This window comes from Clostridium ihumii AP5, assembly GCF_000612845.1.
Classification (GTDB): domain Bacteria; phylum Bacillota; class Clostridia; order Clostridiales; family Clostridiaceae; genus Clostridium_J; species Clostridium_J ihumii.
Genome location: NZ_CCAT010000073.1, coordinates 1 through 24,665 on the forward strand (window position 1 = coordinate 1; position 24,665 = coordinate 24,665).

The following is a 24,665-nucleotide window of genomic DNA, read 5'->3' on the forward strand; positions in this document are numbered from 1 at the left end:
TAAGAGTTAAGAGTGAAAAGTGAAAATTTATAGTTGATATTACTCACTTTGTTCCTAATATCTAAAAATAGAAATGCTTAAAAACTACGTTTTTATATTGTTTTCAAATAATTTGCTCTGCAAATTTAATAAAAAATCATTCTTTAAAATTGGAAATCTAATTTTTACATTCATTTTCAATTTTCAACTTTCAACTTCCCATTAAATTAATTAGAATTCCCAAATTAAACAAAAATAATTGTACTTTTCAACTTCTTTTCCTATAAATAAAGAAACTTTAAGTAAAAATTTCACTTAAAGTTTCTTTTATGACCTACACGTTAAATCTATCTAATTCTTCCTTTATTCCCTTTGTCATGTTAGCAAGAATTTTAGAGTGTTCTGATACCTCATCTGTGGATGCATTCATTTCTTCACTTATTGCTGCTATCTCTTCTGCAGATGCAGAAACTTCTTCTGATACAGAAGACGCGCTCTGAATTCTATCCATAATTTCATCTTTTCCGTGTAAAATAGCTTGTCCTATATTTATATTTTTTTCTATTTTAGGTTTCATACCTTCTACTGCATTATTTATTTTATCAAACGATGTTATTGCTTTATTTATTATTTCTTCTTGTGATTTTATTTCCTCTTGAACCACTTCTGTCATTCCAACCATAGCAGTTGTTTCATTGAATACAGTAGTAAGTAATGTATTTATATCTGCTGCTGAAACTTTACTTTGTTCTGCAAGTTTTCTTATTTCATCTGCAACTACCGCAAATCCTTTTCCTGCCTCTCCAACTCTTGCAGCTTCTATTGCTGCATTTAATGCTAATAAATTCGTTTGCTCTGCTATTCCATTTATAATTACTGTAATTTCATTTATCTTATTAACATTACCTTCTACATTATTTACTTTTTCAACTAACTCACTAAATGATACATTTACATTTTTAACTGAAGTTGATACACTTTCCATCTCCTCATTGCTTTCTTTTGATAACAGATGTATATTATTACTTTCATCTCCAATTTCATTTGTTGAGTTCATAACTTCTTCTACTTGATTATTAAACTCAGATAATATGTCTACTATATTATTTATATCTTCTGACTGCTCACCTGTACCTTTTGCAACATCTTGAATTGAATTTGCTACCGTATCTGATGAACTAGCCATCTCACTAGATAAATGAGAAAGTCCTACTGCTTGTTCTTCTAGCTCCAATGTACTTTCTTTAGTCCTATTAATCATATCACTAATCGATGATTGCATTTCATTCATAGCTCTAGACATATCTCCAAATTCATCTTTTCTAGATAATAAGTTTTTTTCTAACTTTATTGTCATGTCGCCTTTAGATATATATTTCAAATGTTCTACACTATCATCTAAAACCTTAGTCATTTTACTAGTTTGTCTATATATCAAAATAATTGCTATTACTAAACACACAACTAATGATATTACCATTGTATTTTTCATTACTTTACTTACTGCTAATATTTCAGACTCTTCTATTTTTATTGACATTATCCAATCTGCATCTTCTATCATTTTATAAACAATAATATTTTTCTTACCATCTTCTTTAAATCTTCCAAATCCACTTTTCCCATTTAACATTTTTTGTATTATTTCTTCATATTCTGAACTAAACTTACCAGTTTTATCTGATAAATTTGCTACACCAATTTCTTCATTTTTGTCATCACTAGCTATAGTTGTTCCTTTCGAATCATACATAGCTACCCTGCCTGTTTTTCCTATTTGTATCTTTTCTATAATATGACTAAATTCATCTGATGATGCTATTCCAACTATAACTCCTACAACTTTTTTGTTTTCCACTATTGGACTTGCATATGGAATAATCATAATACCATTATCTACTTCATTAACACTTTTTATTGGATCATTTGCTGTAGATGTTCCTTCTAATGCCATTTTAAAATAATCCCTATCTTTTATATTTACTATACTATCTGGAAAAACTAGATTACCATTAACATCCGCTATTCCAATTCTCATAAATCCATTAGAATCTGAATATTTCTCTAGTTGTTTAACCTTTTCTTCTGGTGTTAATTTAGGGTCTGTAACTTCTTTGGCTAAAGATAGATTGTCTAATATTGTAATTTTATTAAGTATTTTTTCTATAACTAAATCACTAGAACTATTTAATATCTTTTGATAATCTTCATTTACCATAGTTACCATACCTTTATCTGATATATAAATAGCTATAAATGACAATATTAGACTTATGACAACTATTATTGCAGTAAATGTTGCAATTAGTTTACTTGATATTGAATTTTTCCTTACTTTAAATTTTATATTCTTATCTTTTTTCCCCTTCATAACTTGCCTCCTTTTTATAACCATTTCTTTTAATTTTTCATTGAAAAACTTATATATTTTAAAATTTAAATCAATTTTGATCAACATTATATTTTAGCTTTAACCTTATTTTATTAAGTGAATAAGATTAAATATGAGATTGTTTTCATATATTTTAAAATTCAACTATATAATACTTATTATAATATTCGATATTATTTTCATAATTTTTAGTTATTTTTATATTTTTAACTTTTTACTATAAAATATATATTTTTTACTTATATTTAAATTAATAATAATTAAACAACAAATTTAAAACCCTGTCAACTAAATTTGACAGGGCTAACATTTTAATTAATCTATTTTAAATTTTTCTATATTTTCCTTTAATATTTTCATCATATTTAAAAGCTCTCTAGCTGATTCTGCTACATTTTGAGATGATGCATTCATTTCTTCTGATATCGCTGCAATTTCCTCTGCTGATGCTGAAACTTCCTCTGATACAGCTGAAGCATTTTGTATCCTTGTTATTATTTCATCTTTTCCCTTTTGTATCTCCATTTCAACTTGAATATTTCTTTCTATCTTAGGTTTCATTTTTTCAACTGCACTATTTATATCGCTAAATGAGTTTATTGCATTACCAACTGTTTCAATTTGTATACTTACCTCTTCTTTTACTACTGCTGTAGTTTTAACCATATCTATAGTTCCTTTTGATATTTTATCTAAAAGTAGTGTTATATTCTTAGAAGATGATTTTGATTCTTCAGCAAGTTTTCTTATTTCCTCTGCTACAACTGCAAATCCTCTACCAACATCACCAGCTCTTGCAGCTTCTATTGCTGCATTTAATGCTAATAAATTAGTTTGCTCTGCTATATCATTTATTGCATTTGTTATAACTCCTATTTTATTTATATTTTCACTTACTAAATTTACTTTAACTTCTAAGTTCCTAAATGATTGCTTTACATTCTCAACTGATTTAACCACTTTTTCCATATCTAAATTACTATTTTTAGACATTAAATATATATTTTGATTTTCAGTTGCTACATCATTAGTAATATTTTTCACTTCTTCTAATTGTTCATTAAAATAATTCAATATCTCAACTATTTGAACTATTTCTCTTGATTGATCATCTGTTCCTTTGGCTACATCTTGAATTGATCCTGCAACAGTATCTGCTGATGAGGACATTTCTTCAGCTAAGCTTGCTAAGTTATCAGAGTATTTATTTACATCTATACTTACTCCTCTAACACCACTTACTATTTCTATAATAGATTTTTGCATCACTTGCAATGATTTTCCTATGCTTCCTAGTTCATCTCTTCTTTCTAATATTTCTAAATCAACTTCTTTTGTCATATCTCCATTTGCAATTACATCCAAATGTTTTTCTGTTTTTACTAACGAATTAGTCATTCTTTTAGTTTGTACAAATATAGTTAAAACTCCTATCGCTAGTAAACTTATTAAAAGTATACCCATCATATTTCTCATCATAACTATATTAGCTAAAATTTCAACTTCTTCAATACCAATTATCATATGCCAATCAGTATTCTTTATAGGTCCATAAGCTACAAAAACCTTATTATTATCAATTTTTGCTCTTACATATCCATTTTCATTAGATATTACCTTATTGTAAATTTCTGTATAGTTATTACTTTTTTTAGCTTCTTCTTTTATATTATTTATTAATATTTCTGATTTGTTTTTATTATTTTGAGCTATAAGTTTTCCATCATTATCAAAAATCATTATCTCTCCAGTTGAACCTATTTCTATTGAATTTGCTATATCTGATAACTTTTTAGTATCTGTAACAGCAATTATAGCTCCAATTATTTTATTATTTTCCTTAATAGGAGTAGCATATACTACAACTAATTTTTCACTATCTTTCAAATTTAAATTTTCTATTGGATTACTCATAACAGTTTTCCCATCAAGTGCATTTTTTAAATAATCACTACTTTGAATATTAGCTTCAAAGTCATTGAACGTTGTCTTTCCATTCAAGTCAGATACTCCAACTCTTATAAATCCATTATTCTTTGCATATTTTTGTAAAATTTCAGCTTTAAATTTGTTATCTATTTTGGAATCTGAAATTTCCTCATCCATAGCTAAATTTTCAATTGTATTCATTTTCTTTATCATTTGTTCATTTACCATATCACTAGATAATTTTAATATTTTAGTATAGTTTTCTCCTATAGATTCCATCATTGCTTTTTTAGATATAACAAGTACTAAAGAAGTTAAACTTATACTGATAACTGCTATAATAAGTGTAAAACTTATTATTAGACGTTTCGATATTGAACTTTTATATCCATTTTTTTTATTTCCACTTTTTGTTTTTCTCATAATATTCACTCCAATTTTCATAAAAAAACATAAGCAAATACAATTTATATTGTCTTATTAAATTTGTTCCTCATTATTGTAATTCCTTTTTTTTACATATAATAGTATTTCCCTAATATTATTATATATTTTTCAGCCAATTGATTTACTATTATTTTAATTAATTATTATATAGGGTTCCAAGTTCAAATTTAAAATAACATTTTTATCAAAAATACTACTTAAATTACATGATATTCCTATTTTTATATTTGAAACCAACTAAAAAGTAAGAGTGAAGAATGAAAAGTTATTGTTGATATTACTCACTTTGTTTCTAATCTCTAAAAATAGAAACATATAAAAAATCATTCTTTAAAATTACAAATCCAATTTTTACATTCACTTTCAACTTTCCATTTTCAATTAAATTAATTAGAATTCCAACTGAAAAAATAATTGTATTTTTCAGCTTGAAACCCTATATAGGGTTCCAAGTTCAAATTTTAAATAATATATTTATCAATTGAAAAACTTTTTTCTTTTATCAAGAAACAGGGATTATTTAAATTAGTATTTCTTTAAAAATTGATTTAGAAAATCTTATTAATTTGTTTTTTATTTTCAAGACCTGAACCCAAGGACGGGTTCAGCGACTGCCTAGACAGGACGTCGTGTGAACTAAATTTAGAAATATGTAATTGAAAATTTAATGTATATTTTTTATAAATCAAGGAAGTAATTCGCATCAATAATGGCATTTTATTAATGTGAATTACTGACGAAGAGTTATGAAAAATAGACTAAAATTTAATTACATAGCTCTTAATTTAGTTCACTTATAGCCGTTTAGTCTTGGAAATAAAATAGCAAATTTATTAGAGTTTCTTTGAAATTTTTATGAATAACGTTTTAAATAATTACTGTTTCTTGGAATAACATTATTCTCATTTCATATTTAAATTTAATCTCATCTTCAAAATTATCTTGGAATATATTTTGATTTTGTATACTTTTCCTTTTATATGGAAATAATTTTAAATAATTATAGCTTAATTTTAAAAAATTGTCTTCAAATTGAAACATTTATTATATAAAATGTAAGTATGATATTTAAGAAAGGAGTTGTTATATATGATTTTAAAGAAGATTTCAAAATTCGTCTTAGAAGCTTTAGTTATGTGTGGTCTTTCAGCTTTATTAGGTAGTGCTGCTTTAAGTTCTGGAATAATATTGTAAATATACATTTTTATTTTACTTATGAAATATTTTACTTATATAGTTTGATACCTTAATTTTTATAAATTAAGCTAATATAGATAAAAAATAAAACTTATAAAAAGATAATATAATAACTATCTTTTTATAAGTTTATTTATTTTATATAGTTGGCTTATATATAATATTAATAGTACCATATTCACTATTTTCATTAACTATTGCATCAACTTCATAAACTTCTTTTATAAGCTTGGGTGTTAATATTTCCTTCGGATTTCCATATGCTACTACTTCACCATTTTTTAAAACATATATTTTATCACAGTACATGGCTGCTATGTTTAAATCATGAATTGCTGATATAACTTCAACATTTAAACTTTTCACAATAGACATTAATTGAAGTTGATATTTTATATCTAAATGATTTGTTGGTTCATCTAATATTAAACAATCTGTTTTTTGTGCTAATGCTCTTGCAAGAATTATTCTTTGTTGTTCTCCACCAGATAATGTTGAAAAACTCCTATCTTTAAAAGATAGCATATCTACTCTTTTTAATGAGTCTTCCATAATCTTATAATCTTCTTCATTATCTCTTTCCATAGCTTTTTTATGTGGTGATCTTCCCATAAGAACGATTTCCTTTACCGAAAAATCAAAATTATAGTGATTATGTTGTGCAACTACAGCCATTTTTCTAGCAGTTTCTTTTATTGTTAAGTCCTTTATGCTTTTATCATCTAACTTCACAATTCCGCTACTTGGCTTTAATATTCTATATATACATTTTAAAAATGTTGACTTACCACTTCCATTTGGCCCTATAATTCCAACAAACTCTTTGTTATCAACATTTATATCTATTCCTTTTAGAATATCTAAACTTCCTATGTTTACTTTAATATCTTCTGTTCTTATATTCATTGGTTATTGCCTCCAAATCCATAAGTTCTTTTTATCATTAACCAAATAAAACATGGAGCACCTATGGCTGATATTAATATACCTATTGGTATTTCAGCTCCTTTAACTATTATTCTTGATAAAACATCTGCCCATGTTAAAAATATTGCACCTACTATAGCTGCTATTGGAATTATTTTTTTATGATCAGTTCCAAATATCATTCTAACAAGGTGTGGAATAATTAAACCTACAAATCCTATCATTCCTGATGAATAAACTAATACTCCAATCATTAATGATGTTATAATTAAATAAACATGTCTATATATATGTAAATTTGTTCCAAGCGTTATAGATACTTCATCACCTAATAACATTAAATTTAAAGTTCTACTTTGTGTTATAAAAAATATAGTTCCTATTAATATTATAGGTATAATAAATATTATGTCACTCCATTTTGCCCCTGCTAAACTTCCCATAAGCCAAAACGTTATAGTTTTCATACCCTCTGCATTATTAGATATATATACTATTAAATTAGAAAATGCACTACAAACAGCACTTAGTGCCATCCCTCCTAACAATAATTTTGTAGAATTAGTTGGGCCTCCAATGTTAGATAACAATAATACTAATATTGATATCAAAAATGCTCCTATAAATCCACAAATCCCTATAGCATTACTACCAAATGTAGTTCCTACACCTAAAAGCACTGCCATAGTTGCTCCAAGAGATGCTCCTGATGATATTCCAAGTATATATGGATCTGCTAATGGATTTTTTACAACTGCTTGCATTACTATACCAACTACAGCAAGTCCCATTCCAACTGCAACTGCTAAAATTATTCTTGGAAGCCTTATAAGCCAAACAACATCATGTATAGGTCCACTACCTAATACACTTCCATCTCCTATATGAAATAATTCATAAAATATTATCTTATAAACTTCTTTTATACTTATATTTGCAGAACCTAAAGTTACTGCATAACCAATTGAAAATATTAATATGACTAACAGTATAATAGAAACACCTATATATATAGGTGTTCCTTTTAATAAGCCATTTTTCTTATCTCTTACATAAGTTTTTCTGCTCATTTACTTCTCCTATTTTGCTAAGTCAGGATATAATCCTTTAGCAAAAGCATTTATTCCATCTATAGTTCTAATTCCACTAGAATACATATCACCTAATGGTATTGCATAAATTCTCTTATTTTTAACTGCACTTAAACTTGCATATGCAGGATTTTCTAATATTTTATTTACTGCTTCTTTTGGAACATTTTCATCTCCTCTATCCATGTAGCTTACAAATATACAATCTGGATTTGCAGAAATTAAGTCTTCAGCTCCAATAGATTTACCTTCTGTTTTTACAAGTTCTGCACCTAACTTATTAATCATATCTCCAGCTAACGTATTTTCCCCATAAACACGTATATTATCTTTTCCAAATTCAATTACCATTGTTTTAACTTTTTCTTTATCTTTAACTGATTTTGATACTTCTTCTACCTTATTAGTTATTTCATCAACTAATTTTTGAGCTCTGTCTTCTACATTAAATATTTTTCCAATATTTAATATATCATCAATTTCATTTTGCATAGTGCTTTTTTCTAAAACTCCACTATTTAAGGACATATATGTATTCGTTCCATTCTGTTGCCAGTAATCTACTTCTCCTAATCTCTTTTCATCAAATAATGAATACCATCCTAATATAAAATCAGGTTTTTGCATAACAATATTTTCTTTTGATGGAGTAAATTCTTCTAAATAATTAATTTTTTTGAAAGCCTCTTCATATTCTGGTTTTACAGGATGATCAAGTCCTGCTGCTGCTACTATTTTATCTTCTAAGCCTAATGCTAATAAAGTTTCAATAGAATTTTGATATACTGCAACAACTTTTTCTGGTGCTTTTTCAAAAGTCATTTCTACTGGCTCTTTGCTATATTTATAATTTTTAATAGTTACTGGATAATTTGATTTTTTATCAGCTTCTTTTTCAGCTGATACTTTTGTATTTGATGCATTTGATGTGTCTTTAGAATTGTTAGTACCACATCCTACTAATCCTAAAGTGATAGTAGCACTTAATACTAATGCCATAAGTTTTGTTAATTTTTTTTGATTAAATCTATTCATTTTATCCTCCCGTTATATAAAAAAATACTATAATTTTAACGGATATAAGGACACTCTAAGGAATGATATATCTCTCTGTACCGAAGAGTATCATTATAGAATCTTGGCAAGTCTCCTGACTTATAGATCATTATACTAATTTTCCTTCCCAAATTCACTTCAGTGGATTAATTAAATTAGTATTCCCTAATTACAGTAGCGGTCCTGTGTGAAAATCTCATTCAACTTCCTTTTTAATTTTTCAAAACCAAGTCTATCCATATTCAATTATTTTTCATTCATCGTTAATTATATAATATATTACTTCATATTTCTACATAATATTCTATATTTAAATCCTTCAATCAGTTTAGCTTTCTAATTTCGCATTTTCCAAATTAAGTAAATTATAATTTAATAAATGAATTCTCATAATTTTTTTAATTTAACTTATATCCTTGTCCATAACTTATATTATATTTTAAATAATATAAAAGAGTGATTCCAATTCGGAATCACTCTTTTGCTAACTGAAATGTTAATCAAAATATAATGTTTAAATCTTAAATCTTTCTACTTCTGCTTTCATTTCTTTTGTCATTTCTGCTAATACTTTTGAATGTTCAGCTACTTCCGAAGTAGATGCATCCATTTCTTCACTTATAGCTGAAATTTCTTCAGCTGATGCTGAAACTTCTTCTGAAACAGCTGATGCATTTTGAATTTTAACCATAATATCATCTTTATCTTCTAAGATTGCTTGTCCTATTTCCATATTCTTTTCTATTTTAGGCTTCATTTCTTCTACAGCATTATTTATTTTATCAAAAGATACTATTGCTTTATTTATTATTTCTTCTTGTGATTTTATTTCATCTTGAACCACTTCTGTCATTCCAACCATAGCAGTTGTTTCATTGAATACCGTAGTAAGTAATGTATTTATATCTGCTGCTGAAATTTTACTTTGTTCTGCTAGTTTTCTTATTTCATCAGCAACTACAGCAAATCCTTTTCCAGCTTCACCAACTCTTGCTGCTTCTATTGCTGCATTTAATGCTAATAAATTGGTCTGCTCTGCTATTCCATTTATAATTACTGTAATTTCATTTATTTTATTAACATTGCCTTCTACATTGTTCACTTTTTCAACTAATTCTTCAAAGGATACAGTTACATTCTTAACTGAAGTTGATACACTTTCCATCTCTTCATTACTTTCATTAGATAAAGTATGTATTTTTCTACTTTCATCGCCAATTTCATTAGTTGATGTCATAACTTCTTCTATTTTTTCATTGAACTCAGTAAGTACATCTACTATGTTATTTATATCATTTGACTGATTATCTGTTCCCTTAGCTACATCTTGAATTGCATTTGCAACAGTATTAGATGATGTTGTCATCTCATTAGATAACTGTGCTAAATTTGATGCATGATTCTCTATTTTAAGTGTATTTCCATTTATATTTTCTATCATTCCACTAATAGACTTCTGCATTTTTTCCATAGCTCTTGTCATATCGCCAAATTCATCTTGTCTTTTTAATATTTTTTCATCAAAATTTAAAGTCATATCTCCATCAGCTATATTATCTAAATGTAAAACTGTTTTATTTAGTACAGCACTCATTTTTTTTGTTTGATTATATACAATTAGTACTCCTGTTATTAAGAAAATTATAGCTATTATTCCCATAGCATTTCTCATAACCTTTATTCCATGTAAAATTTCATCTTTTTCTATTTGCAACGATACATACCAAGTTGTTCCTTCCATAGGACCATACACAGTAAACATTTGCTTATTATTACTATTTTTATATGTTCCATATCCATGTTCACCAGCAAGGATTTTCTCACCTATCTCTACATCAAGTTTCATACCTTCTTCTGCTGAACCTTTAACAATTCCAGGTTCTCCTACACCTTCACCATCTTTATTAGCTACAATAATTCCATTTTTATCAAAAATAGTTATACTTCCTGATTTTCCAACATTAGTTTGTGTTACAATGTCACTATACTCATTTGCAGCTGCAACTCCAACAATTGCTCCAACAACTTGATTACCTTCCATTATTGGACTAGCATATACTATTACCATTGCTCCATTATCTGCTTTATTCACACTTTTCATTGGATCACTAGCACTTGCTTCCCCGTTTAATACATCTTTAAAATATTCTCTTTTTGATATATCAACCTTACTGTCTAAAAATAACAAATCTCCATTAGTATCTGTAATTCCCAATCTTATGAAATTATTTTTTTCAGCATACTTTTCTAATATCTCAACTTTATGTTGTTTACTTGTATTTTTGTCCTTTAAATCATCATCAAGTGATAAATTTTGTAAAACATTAAGTTTATTATTTATTTTTTCTCTAACAACACTACTAGCACCAACTAATAATTTTTCATAATCTTGATTAGCCATATTTATATGTGACTTATCAGAGATTGATATAGCAATCCATGCCATACTTATACTTATAACCATTATTATTGATGTAAATATAGTTACTAATTTTTTAGATATTGATTGTTTAGTTATTGCTTTCCCATCACTAGATAATTTACACTTTTTTAATTTCACCTTTATCTTTTCCATAAGCGTCCTCACTTCTTATTATTTATTAATTTAATTATCGATTTTTTTACAAATTATTTAATATTTTTTACCTGTATTTTAAAAATATTAATATTATTCCAGTTTTATTAGTATTTTTTTAATATTGTTAAAATTTATATTTGAACTTTAAAAAGCCTCGTGTATTTATACACGAGGCTTCTTAAGGGATTAGTTTTATAAATATTTAATAATAGGAGTTAGTTCTTTTATTTTTCAACTTATTTCTTTTATATTATTTACATGTTTGCTTGAAAATATTCATAAATTTGATTAGTAATCTTATAAACATAATCTCTTTTAATATAATTAAGTAATATGAATATTTTTTTAACTACATTTCAACTAAATAAAAGCCCTTATAATACATTTAATCATTTAAACATATCATAAGGACTCTTTCAAATATTACTATCCATTTAATTTTTAAATTATTCTCTTATATCATAAAATAGTTAATACACTAATTTGATATGACTATTTTATTCCCACTCTATAGTTGATGGTGGTTTAGAAGTTATATCATAAACAATTCTGTTTACTCCTTTAACTTCATTAACAATTCTTCTTGAAACCTTATCTAATACATCATATGGTACTCTAGCCCAATCTGATGTCATTCCATCTGATGATGTTACTGCTCTTAAAGCAATTGTATGACAGTATGTTCTTTCATCTCCCATAACACCTACAGATTGTATGTTAGGTAAACAAGCAAAATATTGCCATATCTTACCTTCCAATCCATTTAGTGCAACTTCTTCTCTAAATATTGCATCTGCTTCTCTTACTATGTGTAATTTATCTTCTGTTACTTCACCTAAAACTCTTATTGCAAGTCCTGGTCCTGGGAATGGTTGTCTCCACACTAAATGATGTGGAATTCCTAACTCTTCTCCAACAGCTCTAACTTCATCTTTAAATAATTCTCTTAGTGGTTCTATAAGTTCGAATTTAACATCTTCTGGTAGTCCTCCAACATTGTGGTGACTTTTTATTGTTGCTGATGTGTTTGTTCCACTTTCTACAACGTCAGCATATATAGTTCCTTGAACTAAGAAATCTATTTCTCCAAGTTTATTTGATTCTTCTTCAAATACTCTTATAAACTCTTCTCCAATTATTTTTCTCTTTCTTTCAGGGTCACTTACACCTTTAAGTTTTCCTAAGAATCTGTCTTGAGCATTAACTCTTATTAAGTTCATATCAAAACCTTTTCTAAAGATTTCTTCAACTTGATCACCTTCATCTTTTCTTAAAAGACCATGATCTACAAAAACACAAGTAAGTTGTTTGCCTACTGCTTTATGTACAAGTACTGCTGCTACAGATGAATCAACACCACCTGATAATGCACATAATACTTTTTTATCCCCAACTTTTTCTTTTATTTCTTTTATTTTTTGCTCTGCAAAAGATGACATTGACCAATCACCCTTTACGTTACAAACATTATAAAGGAAGTTTGTTAACATTTTTGCACCAAATAGAGTATGCTCTACTTCTGGGTGGAACTGAACTGCATAAAGATTTTTCTCTTCGTTACACATTGCAGCTACTGGACATTGTGATGTATGTCCTATTACCTTAAAGCTTTCTGGTGCTCTCTCTATGAAGTCAGTGTGACTCATCCAACATTGTTTTTCTTCTATTCCAACAAATAATTCATTATTTGTCTCAAGATTTACATCTGTTTTTCCATACTCTCTAATATCTGCTGTTTTAACATTTCCTCCTAGTGTATGTGCCATAAGCTGTGCTCCGTAGCATATTCCTAGTATAGGTATGTTAAGTTCAAATATTTTTTCATCTATTCTTGGGGCACCTTCTCCATAAACGCTATTGGGTCCACCAGTGAATATTATTCCTTTTGGATTTTTAGCCTTTATCTCTTCTGCCGAAGTACTGTAAGGTATTATTTCACAATAAACTTTATTTTCTCTTACTCTTCTAGCTATAAGTTGATTATATTGTCCACCAAAATCTACAACTAATACTAATTCTCTATTCATTACATTACTCCCTTCATTAATTCCATTGGGAATTCTCTTTATTAAATATCTTAGCAATATTTAATGTAGCATATTCCATATATATTATATACAAATATAAACTTTTTTAAAAGTTTAATAATTCGATATTTACTTTATTTATAAATTTATGGTTAGAATGTACGACTTTATGTGGGATAAAATTTTTATTCTAACCATAAACATATTTGCTAATTTATTTATTAATTCACACTATAATTTGGCGCTTCTTTGGTAATTGAAATATCATGTGGATGACTTTCTTTTAATCCATTTGAAGTTTGAACTACAAATCTAGCAGTTTCAAATAATTGAGTTAATGTTGCTGATCCTAAATAACCCATTCCTGAACGTATACCTCCAACTAATTGGAATATTGTATCTACAACTGCTCCTTTGAATGGTAATCTTCCTTCTACACCTTCTGGAACTAATTTCTTACTATCTTCTTGGAAGTATCTATCTTTACTTCCTGCTGCCATTGCTGCAAGAGATCCCATACCTCTATAAACTTTGTATTTTCTTCCTTGATATATTTCAGTATCTCCAGGAGCTTCTTCACAACCTGCAAACATTGAACCCATCATACAAACTTTAGCTCCAGCTGCTAGTGCCTTAACTATATCTCCTGAATATTTAAGTCCACCATCTGCAATAACCGGAACACCATATTCATTAGCTGCTTCTGCACAATCCATAACTGCTGTTAATTGTGGAACTCCAACACCTGCAACAACTCTAGTTGTACAGATAGATCCTGGTCCTATTCCAACCTTTATACAATCAGCTCCAGCTTCTATAAGTTCTTTTGTTGCTTCTGCTGTAGCTACATTACCAGCAATTACTTGAAGGTTTGGATATTTAGTCTTTACTTCCTTAACTGCATCTATAACACCTTTAGAATGTCCATGAGCAGTATCTATTGTTATAACATCAACTTCAGCTTTAACTAATGCATCTACTCTTACCATCATGTCTTTTGTTACACCAACAGCTGCTCCGCATAAAAGTCTTCCTTTTTCATCTTTAGCTGCATTTGGAAATATTCTAACTTTCTCTATATCTTTTATAGTTATTAATCCCTTTAATTTAAAGTTATCATCAACTAGTGGTAATTTTTCTATTTTATGATCTTTTAATATTTGTTTTGCTTCTTCTAATGTAGTATTTTCTTTAGCAGTTATTAAATTTTCTTTTGTCATAACTTCTTCTATTTTTCTTGAAAAATCTTTTTCAAATAGCATGTCTCTATTTGTTATTATACCAACTAATGTTTTATCTTCTTTAACTATTGGAACTCCTGATATTCTATATCTTGCCATTACTTTGTCTGCTTCTTCTAAAGTGTTTTCTGGATATAAAAAGAATGGATTTGTTATAACTCCATTTTCTTGTCTTTTTACTGTTTCTACTTCTAAGGCTTGCTCTTCTATAGACATATTTTTGTGTATAATACCTATACCGCCTTCTCTAGACATTGCAATTGCCATTTTTGCTTCTGTAACAGTATCCATTCCAGCACTCATAAGTGGAATGTTTAATTTTATTGTTTTTGTAAGGTTTGTTGCCAAACTAACGTCCTTTGGTAAAACCTCTGATTTATTTGGAACTAATAACACATCATCAAATGTGTATGCTTGTTTTAATATTATTGCCATTTATACTTCCACTCCTTTTTAAATACTTTTAATAACCCTTTATATATTACCGACACTTAATTGAAATGAATAATTTTATAAAATCATTTATAAATTGATAACTTTCAAATTGTTCATTTCTTTTTAAAGTTAAAATAATTTTAAATTATTTTATTTATGTGCTTTTCAACATTTTATTATATTGATTTTATGTATGTACTTTCTAGTTTTACTAAAAAGTACTTAAATATGAAAAAATAGCTAATTTTACTATATATGGATATAAGTAAAATTAGCTTTATATTTTGCAATTTAAAAGCATATTTTACTCATAGTCAGAAATTTTCATATTGGTTTCTGGTAGATACTCCTTGCCATATTCAAGGTATATATGAGTTAATTATTATGTTTTTTTATTTGTGTTTCTTTAACTATTACCAATTATTCTATTTAAAAATTCATAGTTTGTCAACAACTAATTCAAACTTTTTTTAATTAGTTTATTTTTTCCACTTCAAACCTTGATATTTCACCTTTCAAATTCTCAGTCAGGTCAAACAAAATTTTAACAGCTTCTGAAACTTCTTCACATGAACTATTTAGTTCCTCTGTTGATGCTGATATTTCTTCTGTTGTTGCTGATATCTCTTCTGATACTGCCGTAGAACTTTCTATATCACTTCCAATTTCTTCACTTTTCTTCCTTATATCTATAGAAACATTACTTATATTCTTCATTTTAGGTATAATATCATCTATAAACTTATCTATATTTTTAAATGATATTATAGCTTTATCTACATTTTCTTTTTGTGAATTCATATCTTTATTCATATCTTGTGTGCTATCATACATAATTTTGCTTTCTCCAAGTACATCATCTATAACTTTTTTTATCTCTACTGCAGATTCTTTGCTTTGTTCTGCAAGTTTTCTTATTTCCTCGGCAACAACACTAAATCCTCTACCTGCGTCCCCTGCTCTTGCTGCTTCAATTGCAGCATTTAAAGCTAATAAATTTGTTTGTTCTGCAATTTCATTTATAACTGTAGTTATGTCAATTACTGAGTTTACTCTACTATTTACCTCATTTATAACTGTATTAAATTCATCAAATTTACTGCTAAAGTCTTGCATAGAATTCATTAAGTCTATCATATCCTTATTGCTTTCTTCAACTTGAATTTCTATTTTTTCACTTCCTGATACTATTACATTTACATCGTTGTTCATAGATATTATATTGTCTTCAAATATTTTCATTGTCTCATTAACTCTTATTAGTTCACTACTTTGAGAATCATTTCCTCTAGCTGCTTCTTGAACTGATAAAGCTATATTTTCTGAACCCTCTAACATTTGATTGGATACTTCACTTAGTCCCTTGGCTTGTCTATTTATAACATTAGAACTTTCTGATATTGTATTTATTATATTACTAACAGATTTTTTACTGTTATCTATAGCAGCAGATATTTCTTCTATTTCTACTACATCTCTTTTCTTAAACTTTCTTTCTTTTAAAGTAAAATCATTACTTGCCATGCTTTCAAGTTCTTCTTTTACTCTCTTTACATAATTATTAAATTGTCTTGCAATATAAAGGCTTGTACTAGTTCCTAAAATAATAGCAATTAAAGTTATAACTAATAGAACTTTTCTCATATTAATTAAACCTCTTAATATTTGACCATAACCTTTATTTACACAAATAGTCCACCCATCAGTTCCATCTATAGTAGAATATCCAAAGCATAATTTTTCACCATCTATTTCATATTCTCCGCCACCACTTTTGCTATTTTCATCTTCTTTTTTCAATGATACAAGTTTCTTCATTTTTTCTGTTAATTGCTTATGTTCATTTTTTACAACTTCAAAATTACTACTTAAAATTATATCTCCATCTCTATTTATAATATTAACACTCCCATCTTTAACATATTTTATTTTAGCAAGATCTTCTGACATACTTTCTGCATTTTGAGATATTATTAAAGCCCCTACAATACCTTTATCATTTTTAATGGGATTACTATAATTTACTATGTATTTTCCCAATTCATCAAAGTACGCTGTGGATGATATATTTAAGTTTCCCTCAATAGCATCTTTAAAGAAGTCATCACTTTTTACATTTTTCCCATCTAATTTATCTTTAGAATGTATTATTCCATTTTTATCAACTATTGATATGGATTCTATACCATACTCCTCTTTAAATTTTTCTAATCCATTTAACTTTTCTTCTACTTTTACCTGATCATTCTTTATTAAACTTAGTTCACTTAGTAACTTAATTATATTTACATTTGATTTGTTTTTTTCCTCTATGGTTTCTCCTATTTGATTGGTTATAGACTCTAAGTTATTTTTAGTATTGTCACCTAATATTCTATTAGCAGTTAAATTAACCATTACAATAACAGCTATTATTATAATGATAAAAGTTCCTAGTATCCCCTTTACCATTTGCTTTTTTATTGTCTTTTTCCCCATACCATTACCCTCTCTTTATAAAACTCTAAATTGTTCATATAACATAAAATAGAAGGAAACTAAAATTAGCAGTTTCCCTCTTTTTATACACTTATATTTACTCCATATTCTCATAAAGCTACTCTTCTGTTTTTATAACATTAAATTCAAGTGCCTCTGCATATCCTTCTAAACTCTGTATTAAAAACTTATGAATCATACCTTTAAATTCTGGTGTAAATTCTTGAACATTATATTTTAAATTGTTAACTATATGCTTTGTAGATTCACTACTGTTTACTCCATTAAATTGAAATGAAGTTTTTTCATCACCTTTAAATATTATATCTTTAGCAAATACTGATGAATTATAAAAGGAACTTTCCCCCTCAAATGTAACTGTTCCTGTGCAATATACAACATAATTTATAAAGCTTTCTATTTTGTTAGATGGTATTATTAAATCTCCATCAATTAATATTATTTTATATATTTGTCCATATGCTTCCATATAGTTCTTTTTATATCCCATTGATTTAAGTTCCTCTACTGCATGTTCATATATTCCATCGTTATTCTTAGGATTGTCATCAATTATTCCTGCAAATTTTTTATACGGTTCCTTTGCGTCTCCACCATTTATGAGCTTATTAAAATCAATAGTTTGATTTCCCTCAGTCTTAGCTCTATATTTTATTAATAAGTTTTTACCATCCTTTTCAACTTTAACAAAATCCTTAGGTACATATGGATTTTTTATATCTAAATACTCTTTTTTCTTTGCATTATCATCTTTTTTATCTGTAATTTTAAATGGTACATATGGCACATATTCATAATCAGTATCAAAAACTTGTATATCACTGCTACCTAAAACTTTTGGTCCCTCATAATCTCTATATCCTTTTTTTAATACCTCTTCAAATTTTAGATTATAAAGTTCTTTTAAATTTATTTGAGTAAAGCCTAGTCTATTTTCTTCTGTTTTACCATTATCTTCATATGCAATTCCATTAATTAAATCACTAACTTCATAACTATCATCTATATCTAATTGTTTTCCTTTTAAATATAAATCTACATCTGAAAATTTTATTTTTGAATCTAGACCATTATTTACATTCTTTTTGTACTCAGGTTTAAATTTTATTTCACTATCTTGAATATATATATTACCTGATAACTGTGTATTATTTTGTTTATATAAATTTAAAGTTTTATCAAATTTTTTTATACTTGTACCAGTGTCTTTTCTTATGCAACTTTTATTTTCATTCAATGGTGATATTGCTGTAAATGCACTATTAAACATTCTTGAAAAATAAGGATTATAAAGTTCCACCCTATCTATATATTGAATGATTTTTGTTTCTTCTTCTGTTTCATTGTTTTTAGCAATAGATTCAACTTTTATATAATAATATTTTTTACCAGTTTCTAAATCAGTTATAACCTTATCATGTGAACTTTCTAGTTTCACTATATTTGTTATATTTCCATCTTCTTCATCAAAAGTTAAAACTCCATTTTTCCCAATTGCTGAAGGATTAAAACTCTTAGGATTTAATAATATTTCTGGTTTATCAACTATATAGTTTTTCATAGCAACATATGACTTTTCAATTCCTGATTGTGCTATAAGCTTTAAACTTCTATTTTCCTCAATATGCTTTGTATTTTTATAACTTGAAAAACTTAGAGATAAAAGTGATGATGCCAATACTACTATAATCATAACTGTTATTAACGAGGTTATTAATGCTGAACCACTTTTTTTTCGCATTATTCATCCCTCCTAAATCTATCTATAGATACTTTGTTTAGTAATTGTACTTCTTTATCTTTTTCTCTGCATCCTGCAGTAACCACTACTTTTGCTTCTCCACTATTAATATTAATCTCTACATTTTTTATATTATTAGCTATTAGTATTTCTTCTACAGAACTTTCTTCAAGCTTATTATATTGGCTGTACATTTCTAATGATTGTTCCTTTACTTTTGCTATTTCAAAACTTTCTCTGCCTTCTTTGCCATTATTAACTTTATATATAACCATTGTTTCCTCACTCATGTGAGGCTTGAATATAACAGGTTTAAAAATTGGATTTATGGAATTTATTCCTTTTTTATCAAGCTCACCTAAAACTTCAACAACTTTATTGTCATTGACCATAGCTTGATTATTTTTATATTGTATGTTTCCATCTACCCCTAATTTAAAGTAATTAGAAAACTCATATTCATTAATAACTCTTGCTTTTGAATTTAATACAAAAATTTTATTATCAAATGATTTAAGTTGATATCTATAAAGATTTCTTACATTTTTATATTTTTCATCATCTTTCAAAACATACACAAATCTTAATTGCTTCTCTTCATTATTTTTTTCAACTTCACTTAAATAACTTGTTTCTAAGTAAAATACCATATTAGAGTTCGGTATATTTTTAGTGAAATCTAAATTTTTATATTCATCATTATTTAATATATCATTCCTTGTTATTATTTCATCACAGTATTTTAAGGTACTTAAAATATTATTTGATGCTAATTTAGCACTATTATTAACTTCATATTTTCCTCCAATAATATTAAATAATTTCATATTAGATCTTAATATTAGAGAAAACATTAAAATACATATGGCTAACAATGACATACTTATAATAACTTCTACTAATGTCATTCCTTTCTTTTTCATAAATCTTACCTACCTATTTCAAACGTTGACATAGATTGTCCACTTTGAGTAAAATCTAAATTTAAATCCCAAACTATGATATTTAATGTATAGCTTTCAAAAAAATTATTTTCACTTTTCCTATTTTCTTTTATTTTTATACATGCACCATAATTTTTTTCATTTTTATTGCTTTTAAGTTTTTCAAAAATTTCTTTATCTTCATTAATATTAAATTCCAATTTTTTACCCTTATTTTCTAAATCATCTATAATACTTAATAATTCATTATTATTATCAAAGTAAATATAGATTAAATTCTTATCCTTAATATTTCTTACATACTCTATTCCTTTATTTTGAATAGATTGAACTATTGTATTATTATACATAGAAGTGTGTTGCCTTCTTTTTTCTAGTACTACATTTTTATTAACAGCATTATAAATACTAGTTACTGCAGTAAAAGTTATCATAACTATTGCTAGTGATATTATAATTTCTATTAACGTAAAACCTGATTTTTTATACTTCACACCTAACACCAACTATACATTTATTTAAACATATTTTCTTTTCCATAATCACCTTCATTAAATTCATAGCTTGCTTTTTCACTATCATAATCTAATTCACTGAAGAAAAAGTCTACAGTCATACTAATGTTATATTTCTTATCATTAGACAATGCTATTCCTCTAACTTTACATAATCTCTCCTGCTCTTCTAATGCTTTTACAAAATCAAGTATTTCACCATAGTCACCTAAAATGTTAAAGCTTACAGGTACTTTGCTTATTGTTTCGCTTTCATCTTGAACTTTTGTCTCACTATTATTTTTTGTTGTTTCATTTATCTTATCTGCTACATCTTTTATTTGATTTGATACTTCATTTACTTCATCTTTAGATGTTGTATTTTCTTCTCCAAAACTTATATCATTTAATTCTAAATCAAATTTTTTTGCTAATTTTTTTATATCATAACCTATTTCTGGAGTTCTAGCTTCTGTAGGAACTTTTTTTGCAGCTTTATCTAGCTGTTTTTTTAGCGAATCTAAATTACTAATTTTTTCACCTATATTATTTTCTACCTTTTTTGCATACCTTAGTCGTTTTTGTGTATTCTCAACTTTGTGTTCTAACCTTTTAGCTTCACTCCTATATGGAAATATTGATATTTTCAATCTTGTTACTATTAAGGCTATCAAAAGTACACACAATACTCCAAGTAAAACTTTCTCACTCTTTTTAAGTGGTTTCATAATATTACTCACCTCTCCTTAATTCTATTTCTGCCGTAAATGAGTATTTATTATTACTATTTTTAGCTATACTTGGAACAGTTATTTTTTCATACTTATTAGATGTTTCTACATTGCCCCAAAATTCTATAATAGAATCATAATCTTTTCCTATTCCTGATATGTTTATTATATTATTTTCAAAAGTATAGCTTGATATAACTAAATCTCTTGGTAAAGTGTCTTGAAAATCTTCTATAACCTCAGAAGATTTTTTTTCATCTTCAACTGTTAATCCATCAACTTTATCTAAATACTTTTCTATCTTTTCACTTTCACTTTGCACTTCATCATCTTGTGTTAATATATCTTCATAGTTTGATAAACTTTTCTCTAAAGTTATAAGTTGCTCACTAAGCATTCTATATCTAATATAATAAAAAGCATTTACACCAATTAATACAACTACTATTGTAATAATAATTGCATTAATTCTTTTATTTTTCTTTTTCTTATTTTGTTTATATAGCACCACTTTAGGCACTAAGTTTAACTCCTTCATTCTTCTCTCTCTTCCCCCTAATTTAAACGAATAAATTGAATATCGAGTTTCTTATATTATATTTTTTATTCTAACTCTCTTATTAATAACCCATAGCAATTTATATATTCTATAAGGTCTAGATCATCTGGAGTTTTTGTTTCTACTATAGAGTTTAATTCCTCTACTTTTATTACTTCACTTTCAAAATATTCAGCAAAATATTTTTCTATTCCTCTTATTTCATTTAATTTTCCTACAATATATATCTTATTTAAATTATTTTCTGATCTACCGCCAAAGTAAAACTTTGCTACATTATTAAGCACTGTAGTTAATGTATTTATTAGAGCTAACACTTGTTCACTAAAATAATCTTCTTGATTACTAACACTAATGTTTTTTAGCTTGATATCTAATTCGTCTTCACTTAATTCTAATGCTTTTCTTATATTAGCAGTTCCAAAATGTACTCTCTTTTCTATTTGAAGCATATCATTATTCATTATACAAAATGTAGTTTCTGTATCTTGTATATTTATAGCACCAACATGATTTAAGTTCTCTTCTTTATTTAATATTGATAGTACTCGTTTTAATGAATTGCTACTTAAATCTATACATTTTATGTTTAACTTAAGTTTTTCACTAATATCTATAAATTTATCAATTTTAACTTTTTTAGCCATAACTATCATATATTTTCCCTTTATAGCTACATCTTCACCAACTTCCTCAACAAGTTGATAACTATAATAATATAAACTTTCTTTATCTGGATAACTTTTTTTTATCTCCATTCTTATTGCAGTTTCTAATGCTTCTTCACCTAAAATAGGTAGCTCTATATATCTTGTTATTATGTCATCTCCATGTACAACAAAGCATACATCTTTAGGCTTCCTTCTCAAACTTTTTAAATAAGTAGCTAATTCATTTTTAACTTCTTCAATATCATTAATATCACCATTTTCAATAACACCTTCTGATAAAAAAAGTTCATCATAAGCTACTATTTTATGTTTAGTTCCAACAAGTACATGTATACTCTCCTCACCTATATCAACTGCTAACCTTAACTTTTCTTTTACTTTCTTTTTCTTCTTATTCTTTTTATCATTCTCTTCTTTATTTATATTTTCCTTATCTTTTATTTCATCTTCCTTCTTTTTTTTCTTTTTAAACAGTTCCTTTATGTCTTTATTCCAAATACTCTCTTTCTTCGTAGGCTTCTCAGACATACTTAAACACCACCTTTTTTTGATTTTCTCTCCATGCTTAAAACTTCAAACACTGAAATCTCAGTTAAAAACTTCCACTTTAAGTTATAATTTAACTCCTAGTTTGCTACTTGAAAGCAGTTGACAATTGAAAATTGACAATTGACAGTTATGGTTAATATTATTCATTTCATTCCTAATATTTAAAATAGAAATATCTAAAAACTACGTTTTTATATTGTTTTCAATCTAATTTGCTATGCAAATTTAATAAAAAATCATTCTTTAAAATTGGAAATCCAATTTTTACATTCACTGTTCACTGTCAATTGTCCATTGTCAATTTTAAAATATATATTAAAACTTAACATTTAAATTAGCAATTTAAACATAAATAACTTAAAGTTTAAACTTATATTCCTATATAAGACTTAAATACCAATTTAAGATTTGATTTCCATAAAGCATAAAAATTATTCCCGCAATAACTATATACGGTCCAAAGGGTATAAAATCCTTTTTAGTTTTCTTTTTTGTTGCTATTAATATTAATCCAACTATTCCACCTATAATTATAGAAGTTAATATTACAAATATAGTTCCTTTAAAACCTACATAGAGTGCTATTAACATATATACTTCTAAATCACCTGTTCCCATGGCTTTTGTTATTAAAATTATTGCACCTATTATAAAAAGTACCAATATAACGCCAAATATCCTACTTGATACATTAAAATGATTTAAATAATCATATACCATGAATACAATACCTATAACAGCTGGAATTATAACTGTAGCATCGTAAATATCAGTAGTTTTAAAGTCTATCATTGCTATAACTATAAGAAATGATGCTAATATTATGTATCTTAAAGTATATGATGTTAATCCATATCTCATATAAATTAATAAATAGACTATTCCAGTCAAAACTTCCATTGCTGGATATTGAATTGATACTCTACTTTTACAATACCTACATTTGCCTCTTAAAAATATATAACTTAAAACAGGAACCAAATCCCAAGGTTTTAATCTTGTATTACAATTGCTACAATGTGAAGGTGGATATGAAATTGACTGTCCTTCTGGAATTCTACATATACAAACATTTAAAAAACTTCCCATTATAAGACCTATAACAAAAATAAATATACCAACCTCAATCACTAAACACACCTCAAACTTTCCTGTAATTTAATAATACATAATAACTA

General features: G+C 26.7%; 16 protein-coding genes and 2 riboswitches. All 16 genes read right to left on the bottom strand.

What is annotated here, in order from left to right; translation table 11 throughout:
- Positions 1-313: 313 nt before the first annotated feature.
- The 16 genes from BN346_RS15575 to BN346_RS15650 all read right to left on the bottom strand — a co-directional run bounded on the left by BN346_RS15575 (position 314) and on the right by BN346_RS15650 (position 24,618).
- Positions 314-2,350, bottom strand: a complete 2,037-nt coding sequence (locus BN346_RS15575) for a methyl-accepting chemotaxis protein (protein WP_040329827.1) — start codon at positions 2,348-2,350, stop codon at positions 314-316.
- A 336-nt stretch (positions 2,351-2,686) separates the two neighbouring features.
- Complete coding sequence (locus tag BN346_RS15580; protein WP_040329828.1) at positions 2,687-4,723, bottom strand: methyl-accepting chemotaxis protein; 2,037 nt, start codon at positions 4,721-4,723, stop codon at positions 2,687-2,689.
- Positions 4,724-6,082: 1,359 nt separating this feature from the next.
- Positions 6,083-6,850 carry an ABC transporter ATP-binding protein gene (locus tag BN346_RS15585; RefSeq protein ID WP_040329829.1) on the bottom strand — a complete coding sequence of 256 codons (768 nt, stop codon included), beginning with the start codon at positions 6,848-6,850 and terminating at the stop codon, positions 6,083-6,085.
- Complete coding sequence (locus BN346_RS15590; protein ID WP_187372146.1) at positions 6,847-7,941, bottom strand: FecCD family ABC transporter permease; 1,095 nt, start codon at positions 7,939-7,941, stop codon at positions 6,847-6,849. Before BN346_RS15590 ends, BN346_RS15585 begins: the two co-directional genes overlap by 4 nt.
- A gap of 9 nt (positions 7,942-7,950) precedes the next feature.
- Positions 7,951-8,997, bottom strand: coding sequence for an ABC transporter substrate-binding protein (locus tag BN346_RS15595; RefSeq protein WP_040329830.1), 1,047 nt, complete (start codon positions 8,995-8,997; stop codon positions 7,951-7,953).
- 88 nt (positions 8,998-9,085) lie between these two features.
- Positions 9,086-9,262: riboswitch (cobalamin riboswitch) on the bottom strand.
- 270 nt (positions 9,263-9,532) lie between these two features.
- Entirely contained in the window at positions 9,533-11,593 is a 2,061-nt protein-coding gene (locus tag BN346_RS15600) for a methyl-accepting chemotaxis protein (RefSeq protein ID WP_040329831.1), read from the bottom strand.
- A gap of 500 nt (positions 11,594-12,093) precedes the next feature.
- The gene (gene guaA / locus BN346_RS15605) at positions 12,094-13,623 is read right to left on the bottom strand and encodes a glutamine-hydrolyzing GMP synthase (RefSeq protein WP_040329832.1); all 1,530 of its coding nucleotides are present in this window, start codon (positions 13,621-13,623) and stop codon (positions 12,094-12,096) included.
- A 221-nt stretch (positions 13,624-13,844) separates the two neighbouring features.
- Positions 13,845-15,299 carry an IMP dehydrogenase gene (gene guaB, locus BN346_RS15610; protein WP_040329833.1) on the bottom strand — a complete coding sequence of 485 codons (1,455 nt, stop codon included), beginning with the start codon at positions 15,297-15,299 and terminating at the stop codon, positions 13,845-13,847.
- A gap of 291 nt (positions 15,300-15,590) precedes the next feature.
- Positions 15,591-15,693, bottom strand: a riboswitch (purine riboswitch).
- An 80-nt stretch (positions 15,694-15,773) separates the two neighbouring features.
- Positions 15,774-17,777: a methyl-accepting chemotaxis protein gene (locus BN346_RS15615; RefSeq protein WP_040329834.1), complete on the bottom strand. Its 2,004-nt coding sequence runs from the start codon at positions 17,775-17,777 to the stop codon at positions 15,774-15,776.
- Positions 17,778-17,895: 118 nt separating this feature from the next.
- Positions 17,896-19,539 (bottom strand): hypothetical protein, encoded by a 1,644-nt coding sequence (locus tag BN346_RS15620; RefSeq protein WP_040329835.1) that lies wholly within the window; start codon positions 19,537-19,539, stop codon positions 17,896-17,898.
- Entirely contained in the window at positions 19,539-20,462 is a 924-nt protein-coding gene (locus BN346_RS15625) for a prepilin-type N-terminal cleavage/methylation domain-containing protein (RefSeq protein WP_040329836.1), read from the bottom strand. Before BN346_RS15625 ends, BN346_RS15620 begins: the two co-directional genes overlap by 1 nt.
- A 5-nt stretch (positions 20,463-20,467) precedes the next feature.
- On the bottom strand, positions 20,468-20,977 hold the full coding sequence (locus BN346_RS15630; protein ID WP_040329837.1) for a type II secretion system protein: 510 nt from the start codon (positions 20,975-20,977) through the stop codon (positions 20,468-20,470).
- Positions 20,978-20,997: 20 nt separating this feature from the next.
- Positions 20,998-21,705 carry a type 4a pilus biogenesis protein PilO gene (gene pilO, locus BN346_RS15635; protein WP_040329838.1) on the bottom strand — a complete coding sequence of 236 codons (708 nt, stop codon included), beginning with the start codon at positions 21,703-21,705 and terminating at the stop codon, positions 20,998-21,000.
- Between the two features lie 4 nt (positions 21,706-21,709).
- Positions 21,710-22,246: a PilN domain-containing protein gene (locus BN346_RS15640; RefSeq protein WP_040329839.1), complete on the bottom strand. Its 537-nt coding sequence runs from the start codon at positions 22,244-22,246 to the stop codon at positions 21,710-21,712.
- Positions 22,247-22,311: 65 nt separating this feature from the next.
- The gene (pilM, locus tag BN346_RS15645) at positions 22,312-23,466 is read right to left on the bottom strand and encodes a pilus assembly protein PilM (RefSeq protein ID WP_040329840.1); all 1,155 of its coding nucleotides are present in this window, start codon (positions 23,464-23,466) and stop codon (positions 22,312-22,314) included.
- 399 nt (positions 23,467-23,865) lie between these two features.
- Positions 23,866-24,618 carry a prepilin peptidase gene (locus tag BN346_RS15650; RefSeq protein WP_242838443.1) on the bottom strand — a complete coding sequence of 251 codons (753 nt, stop codon included), beginning with the start codon at positions 24,616-24,618 and terminating at the stop codon, positions 23,866-23,868.
- Positions 24,619-24,665 lie beyond the last annotated feature (47 nt).